The sequence below is a fragment of the Crenobacter luteus genome (genome assembly GCF_004345725.1).
GTDB classification, from domain to species: domain Bacteria; phylum Pseudomonadota; class Gammaproteobacteria; order Burkholderiales; family Chromobacteriaceae; genus Crenobacter; species Crenobacter luteus.
The window spans coordinates 1-17068 of the sequence record NZ_SLXG01000034.1; the positions used below are offsets into that span (position 1 = coordinate 1).

The following is a 17068-nucleotide window of genomic DNA, read 5'->3' on the forward strand; positions in this document are numbered from 1 at the left end:
GACCATCCACGGCGAGCTGACCGGCCAGCTCGGCGCCGCCGAGCACGACAGCTCGACATCAAGGCTGATCGCGCTGTACCAGAAGGTCAACGGCGTCGCCGACGCGCCGCACCCAGCCAAACCGGCCGTACGCACCTCGCGCCAACCGGCTTGATGCACCGCAACAGCGGCCGACGCATAACGCGGCGGCCGCTGTCATCAATTCTTCATCTTTTTTTGCTGCAGCTGCGCTTGCCGCTGCCGGCGCAGACGGCCTACAATACGGCCGTTTTCAGATTTCGGAGCCCCTCCTGTGGACAGTCCCAGTCGTCGGCCCTGCGTCGACCACCCACAGGCAAGGTAATCGCGAGCCCCATCTGCCCGCTGCCTTGCCTCGATAGGCAAGCAGCGCTATCCGACAGCCCGATCTGGCTGTCTTCCCCTGCTTTCCGTTAAAAATCCGTGCGCATCGCCCTGTCGGCGATGCCTGTCGCTGCGCCTGGCGTGGCGACGGCGCACGGCGTGCATGGCCTCGTTGCCCGCAACGCCCGCCCCGGCACGCGCGCGTCCCGCTTGCTGCGAGGCATTTCGTCAACGAACCGGAGACCGTCATGGAACCTGGCCCTGATCGACCTTGCGTCACGAACGCCCCGTATTTTCCCTACCCGCTGCCGGCCCTGGCTTGCCGGGGCGCGCCCATGCTCTGAGCGACCGGGCGTGCCCTGCCCCGGGCCGAATAAGGAGCACGCCCATGCTGAAATTCATCTTTGCTTTCCTTGCCTGCCTCGCGCGATGGCCGCTGGCGCCGCGCGCGCTGCCGCCGCGTCCTCGTCGCGTGCCGCTGCCGCGATCTGCGGTCCGCGCCTGACGCGCTGACACCCCGCCGTTCACCGCCCAGGCGGTAACAGAACACCCTATTGTCATGTGCCGACGACGGCACAGGGGCGCCCTTTGCCCATCGCCAGGCGGCGCCCGCCCAGTCAAGGAAAACACCCCATGAACCGCGAAGATCTGCTGTTTTGCGTACGCACCCTGTCGCTCTCGCGCGACGCCGCCGGATTTGCCCACCTGGTCAGGCACATCCATCCTTCCGACCTGATCGAGGCCTTCGAGGTGCTCGGCACCGAGGAAGTGCTGGCGCTGCTGATGACGCTCGACGCGCCCGAGCGCGCCGGGTTGTTCGCGCACTTTGCCGACGCGCGTCAGGACATGCTGGTGCGCGCGATGCCACGCGAAGCGGTCGTACAGTTGTTCGAACACATGCCGTCCGACGACCGCGCCGACCTGTTCAACCGGCTCGGCGAAGACGCCAAGCAGAAGCTGCTGCCGGCGCTGGCCAAGGTCGAACGCGACGATATCCTGAAGTTGGCGGCCTACCCGGAAGGAACGGTCGGTTCGGTGACGACCTCGGACTATGCCTACGTCTCGCCGCAAATGACCGTCGCCGAGGCGCTGGCGCATATCCGCGCGACCGCGCCGGACAAGGAAACGATTTACGCGGTCTACGTGCTCGACGACGGTTTCGCGCTGCGCGGTACGGTATCGCTGCGCGACTTGGTGTTGGCCGAAGAAAACGCGCTCATCGGCCAGATCATGCGCCGCGACCCGGTGTTCGCGCGCGCGCAGTGGCCCAGAACGCAGGCGGCCGAACTGATCCGCCACTACGACCTGCTCGCGTTGCCGGTCGTCAACGGCGGCGAAAAAATGGTCGGCATCGTCACGGTCGACGACGCGATGGACATCGAAAAGGAACAGGACGCCACCCAACTGGCCCGCTTCGGCGGTACCGCGTCGATCGGCGGCCCCGACCTCGACATGCTCGCCTCGCCTTTCAGGCAGATGTTCGGCGTGCGGGTGTTCTGGCTGATGATCCTGACCTTCTTCGGCATGATCACCAGCACCTTCGTCGCGGCGCAGGAGGAACTGCTGTCGCAGGCCATCGTGCTGGCAGCCTTCATCGCGCCCATCGTCGACATGGGCGGCAACACCGGCAGCCAGTCGGCCACGCTGGTGATCCGAGCGATGGCGCTGGGCGAGGTCAAGCTGAGCTGGCGCGACATCTTTCTGGTCATTCGGCGCGAGTTGCCGGTAGCGGCGGCGCTGGGGATCACGATCGCCGCGCTCGAGGCGGTGCTGGCCTACTTCAGCAAAGGCGTCGGCCTCGACGTGCTGATGGTGGTCGGGCTGTCGATGCTGGTCTGCACGGCACTGGGCGGCATCATCGGCGCCTTGCTGCCGTTCGCGGCACGACGCATCGGCACCGACCCGGCGACCCTGTCCTCGCCGCTGATCACCTCGGTCATGGACTTGATCGGCGTGTTCATCTACTTCGGCTTTGCCTACGCCTTCCTCGGCGACCTGCTCCGGCACGCCGGCTAAACGGGAACGCGCCGGGCCACGCCGTCACGATGCCGTTACCGTGCATCGTCAGGCTCGGCGCTTTGGGAGGAATGAATTCATGTACATCGTCCAACACTTCGACCTTGGCGCCTCGCTCAATACGCTGGCCGGCCTTGCAAGCGCCTTCACGCTCGGCGCCGTCATCGGCCTGGAACGGCAGTACCGACAACGGACGGCGGGCTTGCGTACCAACGCCCTCGTCGCGGTCGGCGCCGCGCTGTTCGTCGATATCGCGCTGCGCTTTCACGCCCTTTACGGTGGCTCGCCCAGCCCCCTGCACGTGATGGCCTATATCGTGTCCGGCGTCGGCTTTCTCGGCGCCGGCGTGATCATGCGCGAGGAAGGCAATATCCGCGGCATCAACACCGCCGCGACCTTGTGGGGCTCGGCCGCCGTCGGCGTGGCGGCCGGCGCCGGCCTGCTGCTCGAGGCCATACTGGGCACGCTTTTCGTGCTGGCGGCCAATACGCTGCTGCGCCCGATCGTGAACGCCATCAACCGCCAGCCGCTCGACGTCGAATCCGTCGAGGTAACCAACACCGTCTACGTGATCGCCGACCGCCGGCAGCAGCAAGAGGTACTGACGCTGCTGGAGGCGGAGTTGGAGCGCTGCCGCTACCCGATCCGCGAACTCGACATCCACGCCTTCGGCGAGACAGACGTCGAGATCGAGGCGACGCTGACCGTCACGTCGGTCGACGGTAACGAGCTGGACGCGCTGCTTGCGCGCATCGCCAAACAGGCGGCCGTGCGTCAGGCGTTCTGGAGCCCGAGCACGGCCGAGTGAGCGTCACCACGCCACACGCCCCTGCGGCGGCACGGCGCATTCGACGCGCGCGCTAGGCCGGCACGCAGGCGGCGTCGGCCGGCACCCTGAGCCGGCGCGCGGCGGCGCCGTCGGCGTGGAACAGGTGCAGCGACTCGGCCGGCAGCGAGAACGGCATGCGGCTGCCCAGCGGCACGTCGCCCTGCGCGGTCTTGACGACCAAGGGCTGCGGCGACAGCGCGGTGTCGAGGTAGAGGAAGCTGTGCTCGCCGAGGTGCTCGATATGGACGACGCGACCGACGAGCTCGCCCTGCCCCGCGACGACATGCTCGGGCCGCACGCCGAGCGTGACCGCCCCACCGGCCGCCAGCCCGGCCGCGTCGACCGCGGCGGACAACAGCGCGTCGCCGGCGCGCACCGTCACCCGCGCGGTCTCGGCCGACGCGACGACGCCGGGCAGGAAGTTCATGGCCGGCGAACCGATGAAGCCGGCGACGAACTGGTTGGCCGGGTGGTGGTAGAGCTCGAGCGGACTGCCGACCTGCGCGACGCTCGCCACGCCGCTTTTGCCCTCGAGCGGGCGCAGCAGCACGATCTTGTCGGCCAACGTCATCGCCTCGACCTGGTCGTGGGTCACGTAGATCATGCTCGTGTTGTTGAGCTCGCGGTGCAGCCGCGCGATCTCGACGCGGGTCTTGACCCGGAGCGAGGCGTCGAGGTTGGACAGCGGTTCGTCGAACAGGAAGACCTTGGGTTTCCTGACGATCGCGCGGCCGATCGCGACGCGCTGGCGCTGGCCGCCGGACAGCGCGCCCGGCTTGCGGTCGAGCAAGGCGGTCAGGTGCAGCGACTCGGCCGCGCGGCGCACGCGCTGTTCGATCTCGGCCGCCGGCAGCTTCAGGTGGCGCAGGCCGAAGGCCATGTTCTCGTACACCGTCATGTGCGGGTAGAGCGCGTAGCTCTGGAACACCATCGCGACGTCGCGCCTGGCCGGCGCGACGTCGTTGACGCGCCGCCCGCCGATCACGATGTCGCCGGCGCTGGCGTCGTCGAGGCCGGCGATGATGCGCAACAGCGTCGACTTGCCGCAGCCGGACGGGCCGATGAAGACGCAGAACTCGCCCTCTTCGACGGTCAGGTTCACGTCGGCGAGCACCGGGGTCGCGCCGAAGCGCTTTTGCAACTGGGTCAGCTGGATCTGGCACATGCTCATTCTCCTTGCGGACGGCCGATCCAGGCGAAGCAGGCCTGGAGCGGCGGCAGTTCGATGCGATTGTCGACGACGCGGCCGGCGAAGCCCGGAGCGGCGGCGACCTCGAGACGGCCGGCCTCGGCGACGGTGTAGTTCGCCGGGCGGTCGGACAGGTTGAACGCGCACAAGAGCGCGCGGCCCTCGTGCTCGCGCACGAAGGCGAGCACCTGCTCGTGCGGCGCCAGAAGGCGCAGCGTGCCCAGACGCAGCGCGTCCTGTTGCTGGCGCCAGGCGATGAAGTCGCGGTAGAAGGCGAGCACGGTGTCGCCCTCTTCCTGGCGCTCGACGGCGAGGTCGAGGTGGGCCGGATCGATGGGCAGCCACGGCGCGCCGGCGCCGAAGCCGCCGTCCGGCGCCGAGGTCCACGCCATCGGCGTGCGGCAACCGTCGCGGCCCTTGTAGTCGGGCCACATCGTCTTGCCGTACGGGTCCTGCAACAGTTCGAACGGCACTTCGCTCTCGGGCAGGCCGAGCTCCTCGCCCTGGTAGAGGCAGACCGCGCCGGGCAGCGACATCAGGAAGGACAGCACGAGACGCGCGCGCGCCGACGGCGAACCGCCGAGCGAGCTCCAGCGGCTGACGACGCGCGGTACGTCGTGGTTGCCGAGCGACCAGCAGGCGTAACCGTCGCTGGCCTCTTCCAGATAATCGGCCAGCACGGCGCGGACATAGCCGGGGTCGCAGTTTTCCGTCAGCAGCGGGAACACGTAGGCCATATGCAGATGCTCGTTGCCGCGCGTGTAGGCCGCCAGCGTCGGGTACTGCAGGTCGTCGCCGATCTCGCCGATGCTGACCGAACCCGGGTAGCTGTCCATCAGCGCGCGCAGGCGGGACAGGAAGGCGAGGTTCTCCGGCTGCGTCTTGTCGTACAGGTGGCGCTGGCGCGCGTACGGGTTGTTCGCCGGCACGCCGGCGGCGTGTCCGCCGGCCGGCTGCGGCGGGTTGTCGCGCAACAGCCTGTCGTGCACGTAGAAGTTGACCGTGTCGAGCCTGAAGCCGTCGACGCCGCGATCGAGCCAGAAGCGCGCCACGTCGAGCAGCGCGTCCTGCACCGCCGGGTTGTGGAAGTTGAGGTCTGGCTGGCTGACGAGGAAGTTGTGCAGGTAGTACTGCTCGCGCCGCGTGTCCCACTGCCAGGCCGGACCGCCGAAGATGCTCAGCCAGTTGTTCGGCGGCGTGCCGTCCGGCCGCGGGTCGGCCCACACGTACCAGTCGGCGCGCGGGTTGTCGCGGCTTTGCCGGCTCTCGGCGAACCACGGGTGCTGGTCCGAGCTGTGGCTGAGCACGAGGTCGATCAGCACCTTGAGGTTCAGTTCGTGCGCGCGCGCCACCAGCGCGTCGAAGTCGGCCAGCGTGCCGAACATCGGGTCGACGTCGCGGTAGTCGGACACGTCGTAGCCGAAGTCGGCCATCGGGCTCTTGAAGAACGGCGAGATCCACACCGCCTCGGCGCCGAGGCTCGCGATATGGTCGAGCCGCGCGGTGATGCCCGGCAGGTCGCCGACGCCGTCGCCGTTGCTGTCCTGGAAGCTGCGCGGGTACACCTGGTAGATCACGGCGCCGCGCCACCAGTCGTTTTGTCGATTCAGCATGGATGGTTACCCCTTGACTGCGCCGGCGGTCAGGCCGGACACGATGTGACGTTGAAAGACGAGGACGAGCAGGATCAGCGGCACGGTGACGATCACCGACGCGGCCATGATCTGCCCCCACGGCAGCTCGTAGCTGCTGCCGCCCGACAAGAGCGCGATCGCGACCGGCACGGTGCGCTCCTCGGACGACAGCGTGAAGGTCAGCGCGAACAGGAACTCGTTCCACGCGGCGATGAAGGCCAAGAGCGCGGTCGCGGCGAGCGCCGGCCACAGCAGCGGCAGGAAGATGCGGAAGATCAGCGTCAGCACGCCGACGCCGTCCATCAGCGCCGCCTCCTCGAGCTCCTTGGGCAGCTCGCGCATGAAGGTGACCAGGATCCACACGGTGAACGGCAGCGTGAAGATCAGGTCGGCCAGCACCAGCGCGCCGAGATGGTCGTAGAGGCCCAGGAGGCTGATCAGCTCGAACAGCCCGGACAGCACCGCCACCTGCGGAAACATCGACACGGCGAGGATGGTCATCAGCAGCACGCCGCGGCCGCGGAACGACACCCGGCCCAGCGCGTAGGCGGCCAAGAGCGCGAGCCCGAGCGACAAGAGCACGACGCCGCTGGCGACCAGCACCGAGTTGAGGAGGTTGGCGCCGAAGGGCTGGTCGGCGAACACCGAACGGTAGTTGGCCAGCGACGGATGCGCCGGCAGCAGCGCGGTCGAGAACAGCGCCGCGCCCTCCTTCAGCGAGGTGGCGATCGCGTAGACGAAGGGATACAGCGCGAATACCAGCACGACGGCGACCAGCAGGTAGTAGCCGAGGGTCGGCAACAGGGGCTTCTTCATTTACTTGCCCTCCATGCGGACACGGTTGAAGGTCAGCCAGCAGCCGACGACGAGCGCGATGATCATCACCAGCAGGATGGCCGAGGCCGAGCCGTAGCCGACCTGCTGGAAGTCGATCATCTGTTCGCGCACGTAGATCGACATGCTCTTGGTCGCGCTGCTGTTCGACGTCATCACGTAGATCAGGTCGAACACGCGCAAGGCGTCGAGCGCGCGGAAGATCATCGCGACCATCACCGCCGGCAGGATCAGGGGCAGCGTGACGCGGAAGAACACGCGCCAGCGCGGTACGCCATCGACGCGCGCCGCCTCGTAGCAGTCGCCCGGCACCATCTGCAAGGCGGCCAGGATCAACAGCGCCATGAAGGGCGTGGTCTTCCACACGTCGACCAGCAGGATGGTCGGGAACGCGAGGTCGGGGTCGGCGGTGAAGGCGAGCGGATGGTCGATCAGGCCGGCCGACAGCAGCAGCGCGTTGATGACGCCGAACTGGTCGTGCAGCATCCACGTCCACATCTTGGCCGACACCACGGTCGGAATCGCCCACGGCACCAGCACCGCCGCGCGCAGCAGCGTGCGCAGCCGCGACGGGTGGTTCAACAAGAGCGCGACGCCGAGGCCGAGCACGGTCTCGAGCGACACCGACACCAGCGCGAACTGGAGCGTGTTGCCGACCGCGTTCCACCACTCGGGGTCGCGCAGCACGCCGGTTTCGCCGATGTAGTTGGCCAGGCCGACGAACTGGCGCGACGCCATGTCGGACAGCTGCGCGTCGCTCAGGCTGAACCACAGCGTGCGGGCCAGCGGCCAGCCGGCGATCGCCGCCAGCACCGCCAGCATCGGCAGCACCAGCAGCCAGGCCTGGCGGCGGCGCGTGCGCCCGATCGACGAGGACTCGCCGTCCGAGCGACCGGCCGCGCCGGGCGGCGCCCCGGCGGTCAGCGAAGAGGATTCGTTCACCATGTTCACTCCTTCGACGCACCCCGCCCTCGCGGGACGCGATGCGTCGCTTCAGGCGAGGATTATTTCCAGTTGCCGGCCGGGGCCAGGCGCTTGAGCGAAAACTCGAGGCGGGCGAGCGCCGACTTGGCGTCCGACTTGCCCGAGAGCACGTCGTGCGAGGCGTTCCAGAACTGGTTGCTGACCTGGTTGTACTTGGAGGCGGTCACGCTGGACGGGCGCGCGACGGCGCTGCTGAAGGTGGTGTAGAGCGCGGCCATGAAGGGGTTGGCCCTGACGACCTCGGCGTCCTGGTACAGCGCCGGGATGGTGGGGTTGTACGAGGACTTGATCGCGCGCATCTTCTGCACCTCGGCGCTGGTCAGGTAGGCGACCAGCTCGGCGGCGAGCTTGGGGTTCTTCGAGTAGCGCGACACGCCCAGCTGCCAGCCGCCCAGCGTCGCCGCGTTGCGGCCGGCGGCGCCGCCTTTCGGCAGCGGCATCACGCCGACCTTGCCCTTGACCTGGCTGTCGGTCTTCTGCGCCAGCGCCCACGCGTACGGCCAGTTGCGCATGAAGACCGCGTTGCCGGCCTGGAACACGCCGCGCGCCTCCTCTTCGCCGTAGTTGAGCACCGCCTTGGGCGAGATCGTGCCGACCCACGACGCGGCGGTGCTCAGCGCCCTGGCCGCGTTGGCGTTATTGATGGTGACCTTGCCCGTGGCGTCGACCACGGTGCCGCCGTTGTGGCTGGCGACCCACTCGAGTGCGTCGCAGCTCAGACCCTCGTAGGCGCGGCCCTGCCAGACGTAGCCCCACAGCTTGTCGTTGCCGGCGGCGCGCTCGGCGTCCTGGACCGTCTTGGCCGCCGCGGCCAGTTCATCCCAGGTGGTCGGCGCCTTGAGCTTGTACTTGTCGAGCAGGTCCTTGCGGTAGTACAGCAGGCCGGCGTCGGTGTACCACGGCATCGCGACCAGCTTGCCGGCGACGGTGTTGTTGGCGACGATGCTCGGGAAATGCTGCTTCTCGGCGCCCTTGACGTAGGGGCGCAGGTCGACCAGGTGGCGGGCGAGGATGCCGGGCCAGACGACGTCGATCTGGAACACGTCGATCTTGTCCGAGCCGCTGGCGAGGATCTGCTGGTAGAGCGCCAGGCGCTCGTTCGAGTCGTTCGGGGTCGCGACCACCTCGACCTGGTGGCCGGTCTTCTTCGCCCACTGGCTGGCGGACTGCTTGCAAAGCTCGAGCTCCTGCCCGACCGCGCCGCAGGAAATCTTCAGCGTGGCGGCGCCGGCGGTGCCGGCGGCGGCGCCGAGGGCGGCGGCGACGGTGAGAACGGTCATCCTGGTTTTCATTCCCGGTTTCTCCTCTTTAGTGGTTTCGGGCTGGGCCTGTCTGGCCCTGCCATGAAACCGCGACCGGGTTAACCGGGCATTTCGCGAAAGCGCCGCGCCGTTAACATTTGAAACCGGCCCCTCAGGCAAAGAGCCCGGCCAAGGTCGGCAACGAGAAGGGCTTGGCGACGAAACGCTGGCCGGGGTGCCAGTCGGCGCGCGCCAGGTGGCTCTCGAGCGGCAGGCCCGAAGTCAGCACCACCTCCTGGCTCGGCCAACGTTCGCGGATGCGCCGCGCCAGCACGACGCCGTCGCCGCCGGCACCCAGCGAGATGTCCGACAGCACCAGCGCCACCGGTCCGCGGCCGGCCAGCCACGCCAGCGCCGCGTCGGCGTCGGCAACCCCGTCGGCGACGGCGCCGAGCGTCGCGAGCATGGAAAGTGTCGTCTCGCGCACCGCGTCGTCGTCCTCGACGACCAGCACCGTCGCGCCGGGTCGCGCCGGCGCCGCGACGGGCGCGCTCCGCGCTCCGCGCTCCGCGCGGGCCTCGCCGGCCGGCAGCCACACCGAGACGGTCGTGCCGGCGCCCGGCACGCTGTCGATCGCCAGGTCGCCGCCGCTCTGGCGCGCGAAGCCGTACACCATGCTGAGCCCCAGCCCCGATCCCTCGCCCGGCGCCTTGGTCGTGAAGAAGGGTTCGACCACCTTCGACAGCAGCGCCGGCGGGATGCCGGTGCCGGTGTCGGCGACGCGCAGCACCACCGCCGCCGCGCAGCCGGGCAAGTGCGACGGCTGCTCGACGCGCGCGGCCGACAGCGTCAACGTGCCGCCGTCGGGCATCGCCGCCGCGCTGTTGAGCGCGAGGTTGAACACCGCGTTCTCCAGCTGGCCGCGGTCGACGCGGACGGTCGGCTGGCCGACGACCGGCTCGATCACGACGCGGATCGCGTCGCCGACGCAGTATTCGACCAGGTCCTGCATCTCGGCCAACATCGCGCCGACCTCGACGAGCTCGGGCGTCAGCGGTTGGCGGCGCGCGAAGGCCAAGAGCCGCCGCGTCAGCTGCGAGGCGCGCTCGGCGGCGCGGCGCGCGCGCTCGGCCAGCGCGAGCGAGTCGGGCTCGCCGGCCAGCCGCGCCTGCAAGAGTTCGAGGTTGCCGAGGATGGCGACGAGGAAGTTGTTGAAGTCGTGCGCGACGCCGCCGGTCAGTTGGCCGAGCACCTCCATCTTCTGCGCCTGGCGCAGCTCGGCCTCGACCGCGCGGCGGCTGGAGAGGTCGCGGCACACCGCGACCCAGCCGCCGTCGGGCATGCCCTGGCACTGGAATTCGAGAATGCACCCGCCCGACAGGTGCAGCTCGGCCGACGCGGCGATGCGGGTGCGGCCGTCCTCGGTGCGCGTCGCGGTGTCGCGCGACACCGCGCGCCAGCGCGACGCGCGCGGCACGCCGTGGCGCAGCTCGGCCAGGCTCATGCCCGGCCTGACGAAGCCGGCCGGCAACTCCAGGAGCCGCACGAAGGTCGGGTTCCACGCGACCAGCCGGCCGGCCGCGTCGTAGACCGACAGGCCGTCGCTCATCGACTGGAACACCGTTTCCAAGAGGCGCCGCTGCGCGTCCAGCCCCTGCGCCAGCCGCTGCTTGTCGAGCAGCGTGTCGCGAAACACCTGGAAGGCGCGCGCCAGGTCGCCGACCTCGTCGCAGCGCTCGGTCGCCGGGATCAGCTGCCCGGTGTCGCCGGCGGCCAGCCGCGCCATCACGCCGGTCATCGCCTGCAGCCGCGTCAGCACACGCCCGACGTAGAACACGCCAAAGAGCGCGAGCACGACGCCGCCGCCGGCCAAGAGCAAGAGGCTCGACTCGCCCGAGGCGACCGCGATGTGCACGCGCGCGCGCCGCTGCGCGGCGATCTCGCGCAGCTCGCGCACGTAGCGGGCGGCGCGCACGCCGAGCTGGTCGGCGTGCGCGCGCATCAGCGCGACCACGTAGCCGGTATCCTGCTCGTTGACGAGCTGGCCGCGCCGCGTCGCCAGCACGCCGCCTGCCGGGTCGGCGAGCCGGCCGAGCTCGGCCGCCAGCGCCGGCCGCCGCCGCGTCTCGCCGCGCGATTCGGCCTGCGCCCACAGCGCCTCGGCGTCGCTCTCGAAGCGGCCGAGCGAGGCCGTGCCGTCGGCAGCCGAGGCGGCCGACAGCGTCACCCACAGGTTCAGCAGCGTCGGCGTCTCGCGCGCGACCGCGCTGCGCTCGAGAAAGATCGCTCGGCCAACCTCGTCGAGCGCGCGACGCTGCGCGCGCAGCACCTGCTGCTGCGCGTGGCTCGCGCGCGCGAGCGCCATCAGCCGCGTCAGGTCGCGGTCGATGCCGTCCAGCTCGCCGGCGACGGCGAGCTTTTCCTCGGCGCGCGCCGGCAGCGACGACGACAGCCGGCGGATGTCGCCGAGCAGGCTCTGCAGCAGTTCGGTGTTGTCGTGCAGGAGGTCCGGCGACGCGGTGCCGGTCATGCCCGGCGCGATCGCCGCGACCTGCGCGACCTTCTCCGACAATTCGAGCACGCGCGCGATCTCGGGCACCACCGAGGCCTCGAACTCGTCGAGCGTGCGCTGGTTGGCGCGCATGCCGAGCACGCCGACCGTCGCCACGGCCAGCGTCACGCAGAACAACAGGAGGAAGGCGGCGACCAGCCGGAAGCGTATCGTCGAGCGCTCGGGGGAGCGCAGGCAGCGGAACAGCGCCATCGCTAGAGCCGCGTCACCGCGCCGGCGAACAGGTAGCCGAGGCCGCGCTCGGTACGGATGTAGGCCGGCTGGCTGGGGTTGGGCTCGATCTTGCGCCGCAGCCGCAGGATCAGCACGTCGATGGTGCGGTCGTAGACGTCGCAGTCGAAGCCGCGCGTGTGCTCGAGCAGCTGGTCGCGCGACCAGACGCGCTGCGGCTGACGCACCATCGCCGACAGCAGCGCGAACTCGCCCGGCGTCAGCGCGCAGGCGCGGCCGTCGGCGTGCGTGAGGACGCGGCGGGTGAGGTCGAGCACCCAGTCGCCGAAGCCGTAGCGCTCGGACCCGCCGTCGTCGCCGGGCGGCTTCGGGTAGGACAGCTCGGTCGCGCGGCGCAGCTGCGCGCGCACGCGCGCCACCAGCTCGCGGCCCGAGAACGGCTTGACGAGGAAGTCGTCGGCGGCCAGCTCGAGGCCGAGCACGCGGTCGGTCTCGTCGCCGCGCCCGCTCATCATCACGATCGGCATGGTCGAGCGGCGCCGCAGTTCGCGCGCCACCGTCAGCCCGTCCTCGCCCCTGAGCTTGAGGTCGAGCAGCGCCAGCGCGTGCGGCGCGGCGGCCAGCCGCGCGAACATCTCGGCGCTCGTCGCCACCGCGCTCACCGCGTAGCCGGCCTCCTCCAGCAGCGCCGACAACAGGGTCCTGACCTCGTCCTCGTCGTCGAGGACCAGAATGCGATGCTTCTCCTCCATCCGTCGTCTCCTTGTCGCAGCTTGACGCGCCGCCCCGCGCGGGGCCGGAACTGTAGCAATACTACCAACGCGACGCCGCCGGTCGACGAAAAAAACGACTGAAAACCCCTATGGAAAACCCGCAAAAACAACGAAAAACACAGAAAACGCGACGACACGCGGCGCGAAGGCGGCGAACGCGCCGACGGCCGCCATGTAGCAAAACTACCGCCTGCCGTTCCCCATCCCGACCGGCCCGAGCCCCATACCCTGCGGCCGCCGAGCTTCCCGCCGTCGCGCCTGCCCGCCTGCGTCAGGCGCCGCCACTCCCGTCGAGCAGCGACTCGACCTCGTCGCGCGCCGGCGGGTGCGCGCCGGCGGCGCGACAGGCGGCCGCGCCGGCCGCGGCGGCGAAGGCGAGCGGATCGGCCCGCCGCTCGAGCGTCGCGACGATCCAGCCGGCCAGGCAGGCATCGCCGGCGCCGACGGTGTCGCTGACGACGACCGGCCGCGCCGGCTCGTGCCGCTCGCCCGAGACGGTGACGAGGCTCAGGCCGCGCGCGCCCTCGGTGTAGAGAATGGACAGCGCCGGGTTCGCCGCCAGCAGCCGTCCCAACGCCTCGCGCGGCGCGCAGCCCGGCATCAGCGCCGCCAGGTCCTCGTCCGACAGCTTGACGTCGTCGGCCAACCCTATCATCTCGCGGAACACCGGCAGGTAGCCCTCGCCCATCGCGTTGCGCCAGTTCGGGTCGAAGGTGACGCGCTTGCCGGCCGCGCGCGCACGGCGCGCCACCCCGAGCAGCCGGGACGCCAGCGGCTCGCGCGCGAGCGCGATCGAGCCGAAGTGCAGCACCTCGGCCGCCTCCAGCCAGCCCTCGGGCAAGGCGTCCGGGTCGAAGGCCAGGTCGGCCGAGTCGCCGCCGGCGAAGAAATAGCGCGGCGGCGACAGCGACGGCACCAGCGCCAGCAGCGGCGGCTTGTCGGCGCGCTGCAGGAAGCGCGCGTCGAGACCGGCGCGGGCCGATTCGCGCGCCAGCGCGTCGCCCAGCTCGTCGCGGCTGACCGCACCGGCGAAGGCCGAGCGCACGCCGAGCCGCGCCACCGCGCGCGCGACGTTCCAGCACGCGCCGCCGACGCGGCTGTGCCAGACGCCGGGGAGCATCTGCAAAAAGTCGGTCAGCGCCTCGCCCAGCACCACGACCCGCGGCATCGCTTGCGTCATGCTGCGTTCCTCCATCGGGACGGCGCCGCCGCCCCTCGCTCGTCAGAAGTGGGTGTGCAGGCCGAGCACCAGCTCGCTGCCCGCGCGCGGGTCGGTGTTCACCTTGCTGCGCAGGTATTCGGCGACCAGCGCGGTGCGCTTCGAGAGCTCGTAGCTGCTACCCAGCACGACCTCGTTGCGGCGCCGCTCGTCGTCGTACTTGTAGTTCTCGGTGCGCAGCACGGTCGCGCGGACCGCGAAGCGGCCCGGCCGGTACTCGGCGCGCAGCGCGAGGCTCTTTTGCGGCTTCAGCTCGTCGGGCATGGCGAGGGCGCCTATCGTCGCGGCGCCGCTCGACAGCGTCGCGTGGTTGTACTCGGCGCCGACGGTCAGCCCGTCGAAGGGGCTCCACTTGCCGGCGAGCACCCAGTCGCGCGCGCTGCCGGCGTCGCTGTAGGCGCCGGCGCTGCCGGTGACGAGGTCCTGGCGCGTGTAGCCGGCGTGCAGGCCGTAGCTGACGCCCTCGTAGTAGGCGCCGAGCGCCCACGCGTTGCCGGCCTTGTGGCCGTCGCCGCCCTTCTCGCCGGCCGCCCAGCTGGCCGACGCGTTGAAGGCGCCGAACTTCGGCGACTCGTACTTGACGGCGCCCTTCTGCCCGCCGGCGTCGCCCATGCCGAGCACGCCGCCGACGCCGCGGTCGGCGCCGTGGTCGCCGACGTCGTAGAAGCCGCCGCCCCAGTAGTTGTCGCCGTAGGCGTTGATGCCGCGGCCGAGCTTGACCGCGCCGAAGCCGCCCGACAGGCCGACGAAGGTGTCGCCCGACGCGAACACGTCGCCGGCCTGCGCGTTGTCGATATGCACGTTGTTGTTCATCTGCCAGATCGCCTTCAGGCCGTCGCCGAGGTCCTCGCTGCCGACGAAGTCGATCTCCGAGCCGAAATCCTTGACGCCGTTCACCCGCGTGCCGTCGACGTTGCGCTTGACCTGCAGGCCGCCCTCGATCTTGCCGATGATCTTCACGTCCGCGCTGGCGGCGGCGGAGGCGCCCAGCAGCACCAGCAACACATACTTCAGTTTCATCTCTCCGACTCCCTTGTCGTTATCGTGGCCCGCCCCCTTGCGGCGGCGCGGGCATCCGGCCGGCGGCATCGAACCCGCCGCGGCTGTCGGACGATGAAAACGCGACGGTATTAACGGGGAATTTCGCCGGCGCGCGCCGCCGTTAACAATTGAAACCGGCGCGCGCGGCGCAAAAAAAGCCGCACGCGGGCGTGCGGCGAAGTGCCAGGCAGAAACGGGGGCGACGCTCGTCAGGGCGGCGGCGCGAGCTCGACGATGAAGGCCTCGTAGGGCCGCAGCGCGAGACGCCCGGACAGGCTCTGTGGCGCGTCGTAGTGGGCGATCAGGCAGCGGACGCGGGCGCTCTCCAGCTCGGCCGGCAGCGCCAGTTCGACGTCGCGCGGCGACAGGTTGCCGACCACCGCCAGCCGCCGCCCGCCCAGCGTGCGCAGATAGGCGAACACCTCGGGATGCTCGTCCAAGAGCGGCCGGTAGTCGCCGAGCACCAGCGCCTCCTCGTCCTTGCGCAGCCGGATCAGCCGCCGGTAGTGGTGGAAGACCGAGTCCGGGTCGGCCAAAGCGGCGGCGACGTTGACCTCGGCGTAGTCGGGGTTGGGACGGATCCACGGCGCGGCCTTGCCGAAACCGCCGTGCTCGGACGCGTCCCACGGCATCGGCGTGCGCGCGTTGTCGCGGCCGTTCGCGCGTATGCCCGCCATCATCGCCTCGTGCGTCTCGCCGGCCGCGATGCGCTCGCGGTAGAGGTTCAGCGTCTCGATGTCTCGGTAGTCGTCGATCGAGTCGAAGCGCGGGTTGACGAGGCCGATCTCCTCGCCCTGATAGACGTAGGGCGTGCCCCTCAGGCCGTGCAGCACGGTGGCGAGCGCCTTGGCCGACTCGACGCGAAAGCGCCCCTCGTCGCCGTACTTCGACACCGCGCGCGGCAGGTCGTGGTTGCTCCAGAACAGCGAGTTCCAGCCGGCCTCGGCCAACGCCGCCTGCCAGCGCGAGACGACGCGCTTGAAGGCGACCAGCTCGAAGGGGCGCGACCGCCACTTGCCGTGCTCGGCGTCCCAGGTCTGCGTGACGTGCTCGAACGAGAACACCATCGACAGCTCGCGCCGCGCCGGGTCCGAATAGAGCCGCGCGCCCTCGGGCGTCGCGCTCCAGGTTTCGCCGACGGTCACCACGTCGCGGCCGGCGAGCGTCGCCTCGTGCATCTGCCGCAACAGGCCGTGCAGGCACGGGCCGTCGGCGGTGATCTGCTTGTCGACCTCCTTGCCGATCAGGTCGATCACGTCCATACGGAAGCCGCCTATGCCCTTGTCCAGCCACCAGTTCATCATCCGGTGCACCGCCTCGTGCACCGCTGGGTTCTCCCAGTCGAGGTCGGGCTGGCGGCGCGAGAACAGGTGGAAGTAGTACTCGCCGCTGGCCGCGTCGTACTCCCACGCGCTGCCGCCGAAGTAGGAGCGCTGATCGTCCGGCGGCCCGCCGTCCGGGCCCGGCTGGCGCCAGATGTAGAAATCGCGGTACGGGCTGTCCTTCGACGCTTTCGCGTCGACGAACCACGGGTGTTCGTCCGAGGTGTGGTTGACCACCAGGTCCATCACGATGCGGATGCCGCGCCGGCCGGCCTCGGCGATCAGCGTCTCCATCTGGGCCAGCGTGCCGAACTCGGCGGCGATGTCCTGGTAGTCGGAGATGTCGTAGCCGTTGTCGTCCATCGGCGAGCGGTACACCGGCGACAGCCAGATCGCGTCGACGCCGAGCGTTTCGAGATAGTCGAGCTTGCCGATGATGCCGGCCAGGTCCCCCACCCCGTCGCCGTTGGCGTCGCAGAAGCTGCGCGGGTAGATCTGGTAGACCACGGCGCCTTGCCACCATTTGCGCTGCATGGCGATCCTCCTTGTCGGGTTGCGATCGCCCCATCTGAGCGCGCGCCGGTTAACCGCGAATGTCGTCGCGGCGGGCATGCGGTTAACAATTGCAATGGCGCGCCCCGCGCCGGAGCCGCGCGATGCCGCCCGGCAAGCCAAAAGGTTGGCCGAGCCATTCCGTCGCGACGCTGCGCTTGCCTCGCCCGGCCTCGGCCAACCTTTCCCGGACTCGCCGGCCCTTCCCGCCCGCTCAGCCGCTGTTGCGCAAGCCGGTCGCGATGCCGTTGATCGTCAGGTGCGTCGCCGTCAGCACCTCGCCGGCGTCGTCCGGCGCCGCGCGCAAGCGGCGCAGCAGCTCGACCTGCAGCAGGTTCAGCGCGTTCAG

At 70.1% G+C, this 17068-nt stretch carries 13 protein-coding genes; 2 read left to right on the forward strand and 11 right to left on the reverse strand.

The features are described from left to right. Positions 1-975: 975 nt before the first annotated feature. Both mgtE and EV683_RS13525 read left to right on the forward strand, forming a co-directional pair. Entirely contained in the window at positions 976-2358 is a 1383-nt protein-coding gene (gene mgtE / locus EV683_RS13520) for a magnesium transporter (protein WP_131863146.1), read from the forward strand. 79 nt (positions 2359-2437) lie between these two features. Further along, the gene (locus tag EV683_RS13525) at positions 2438-3166 is read left to right on the forward strand and encodes an MgtC/SapB family protein (RefSeq protein WP_131863147.1); all 729 of its coding nucleotides are present in this window, start codon (positions 2438-2440) and stop codon (positions 3164-3166) included. 52 nt (positions 3167-3218) lie between these two features. On the opposite strand, the gene EV683_RS13530 is transcribed toward EV683_RS13525, so the two are convergent. The 11 genes from EV683_RS13530 to EV683_RS14805 form a co-directional block, all read right to left on the reverse strand. Then, positions 3219-4352, reverse strand: coding sequence for an ABC transporter ATP-binding protein (locus EV683_RS13530; RefSeq protein WP_131863148.1), 1134 nt, complete (start codon positions 4350-4352; stop codon positions 3219-3221). Positions 4353-4354: 2 nt separating this feature from the next. After that, positions 4355-5989: an alpha-glucosidase family protein gene (locus tag EV683_RS13535; RefSeq protein WP_131863149.1), complete on the reverse strand. Its 1635-nt coding sequence runs from the start codon at positions 5987-5989 to the stop codon at positions 4355-4357. 6 nt (positions 5990-5995) lie between these two features. Then, positions 5996-6826, reverse strand: a complete 831-nt coding sequence (locus EV683_RS13540; RefSeq protein ID WP_131863150.1) for a carbohydrate ABC transporter permease — start codon at positions 6824-6826, stop codon at positions 5996-5998. Then, positions 6827-7789: a carbohydrate ABC transporter permease gene (locus EV683_RS13545; RefSeq protein ID WP_165916842.1), complete on the reverse strand. Its 963-nt coding sequence runs from the start codon at positions 7787-7789 to the stop codon at positions 6827-6829. Positions 7790-7848: 59 nt separating this feature from the next. Further along, a complete protein-coding gene (locus EV683_RS13550) occupies positions 7849-9120 on the reverse strand; it encodes an ABC transporter substrate-binding protein (protein WP_131863151.1) in 1272 nt (423 codons plus the stop codon). Between the two features lie 121 nt (positions 9121-9241). Continuing rightward, a complete protein-coding gene (locus EV683_RS13555; RefSeq protein ID WP_131863152.1) occupies positions 9242-11833 on the reverse strand; it encodes a PAS-domain containing protein in 2592 nt (863 codons plus the stop codon). Between the two features lie 2 nt (positions 11834-11835). After that, on the reverse strand, positions 11836-12564 hold the full coding sequence (locus EV683_RS13560; protein WP_066613888.1) for a winged helix-turn-helix domain-containing protein: 729 nt from the start codon (positions 12562-12564) through the stop codon (positions 11836-11838). A gap of 292 nt (positions 12565-12856) precedes the next feature. Then, on the reverse strand, positions 12857-13765 hold the full coding sequence (locus tag EV683_RS13565; RefSeq protein ID WP_131863153.1) for a carbohydrate kinase family protein: 909 nt from the start codon (positions 13763-13765) through the stop codon (positions 12857-12859). 42 nt (positions 13766-13807) lie between these two features. After that, complete coding sequence (locus EV683_RS13570) at positions 13808-14824, reverse strand: porin (RefSeq protein WP_131863154.1); 1017 nt, start codon at positions 14822-14824, stop codon at positions 13808-13810. 230 nt (positions 14825-15054) lie between these two features. Next, the gene (locus EV683_RS13575) at positions 15055-16701 is read right to left on the reverse strand and encodes a glycoside hydrolase family 13 protein (protein ID WP_131863155.1); all 1647 of its coding nucleotides are present in this window, start codon (positions 16699-16701) and stop codon (positions 15055-15057) included. A gap of 232 nt (positions 16702-16933) precedes the next feature. Further along, the coding region (locus EV683_RS14805; RefSeq protein ID WP_165916843.1) for a phosphoenolpyruvate carboxylase at positions 16934-17068 on the reverse strand (135 nt) is incomplete at its 5' end.

Excerpts from the sequence above, each read along its gene's own strand:
- mgtE (WP_131863146.1), top strand. The coding sequence starts at position 976 with ATGAACCGCGAAGATCTGCTGTTTTGCGTACGCACCCTGTCGCTCTCG.
- EV683_RS13525 (WP_131863147.1), top strand. The coding sequence starts at position 2,438 with ATGTACATCGTCCAACACTTCGACCTTGGCGCCTCGCTCAATACGCTG.
- EV683_RS13530 (WP_131863148.1), bottom strand. The coding sequence starts at position 4,352 with ATGTGCCAGATCCAGCTGACCCAGTTGCAAAAGCGCTTCGGCGCGACC.
- EV683_RS13535 (WP_131863149.1), bottom strand. The coding sequence starts at position 5,989 with ATGCTGAATCGACAAAACGACTGGTGGCGCGGCGCCGTGATCTACCAG.
- EV683_RS13540 (WP_131863150.1), bottom strand. The coding sequence starts at position 6,826 with ATGAAGAAGCCCCTGTTGCCGACCCTCGGCTACTACCTGCTGGTCGCC.
- EV683_RS13545 (WP_165916842.1), bottom strand. The coding sequence starts at position 7,789 with ATGGTGAACGAATCCTCTTCGCTGACCGCCGGGGCGCCGCCCGGCGCG.
- EV683_RS13550 (WP_131863151.1), bottom strand. The coding sequence starts at position 9,120 with ATGAAAACCAGGATGACCGTTCTCACCGTCGCCGCCGCCCTCGGCGCC.
- EV683_RS13555 (WP_131863152.1), bottom strand. The coding sequence starts at position 11,833 with ATGGCGCTGTTCCGCTGCCTGCGCTCCCCCGAGCGCTCGACGATACGC.
- EV683_RS13560 (WP_066613888.1), bottom strand. The coding sequence starts at position 12,564 with ATGGAGGAGAAGCATCGCATTCTGGTCCTCGACGACGAGGACGAGGTC.
- EV683_RS13565 (WP_131863153.1), bottom strand. The coding sequence starts at position 13,765 with ATGACGCAAGCGATGCCGCGGGTCGTGGTGCTGGGCGAGGCGCTGACC.
- EV683_RS13570 (WP_131863154.1), bottom strand. The coding sequence starts at position 14,824 with ATGAAACTGAAGTATGTGTTGCTGGTGCTGCTGGGCGCCTCCGCCGCC.
- EV683_RS13575 (WP_131863155.1), bottom strand. The coding sequence starts at position 16,701 with ATGCAGCGCAAATGGTGGCAAGGCGCCGTGGTCTACCAGATCTACCCG.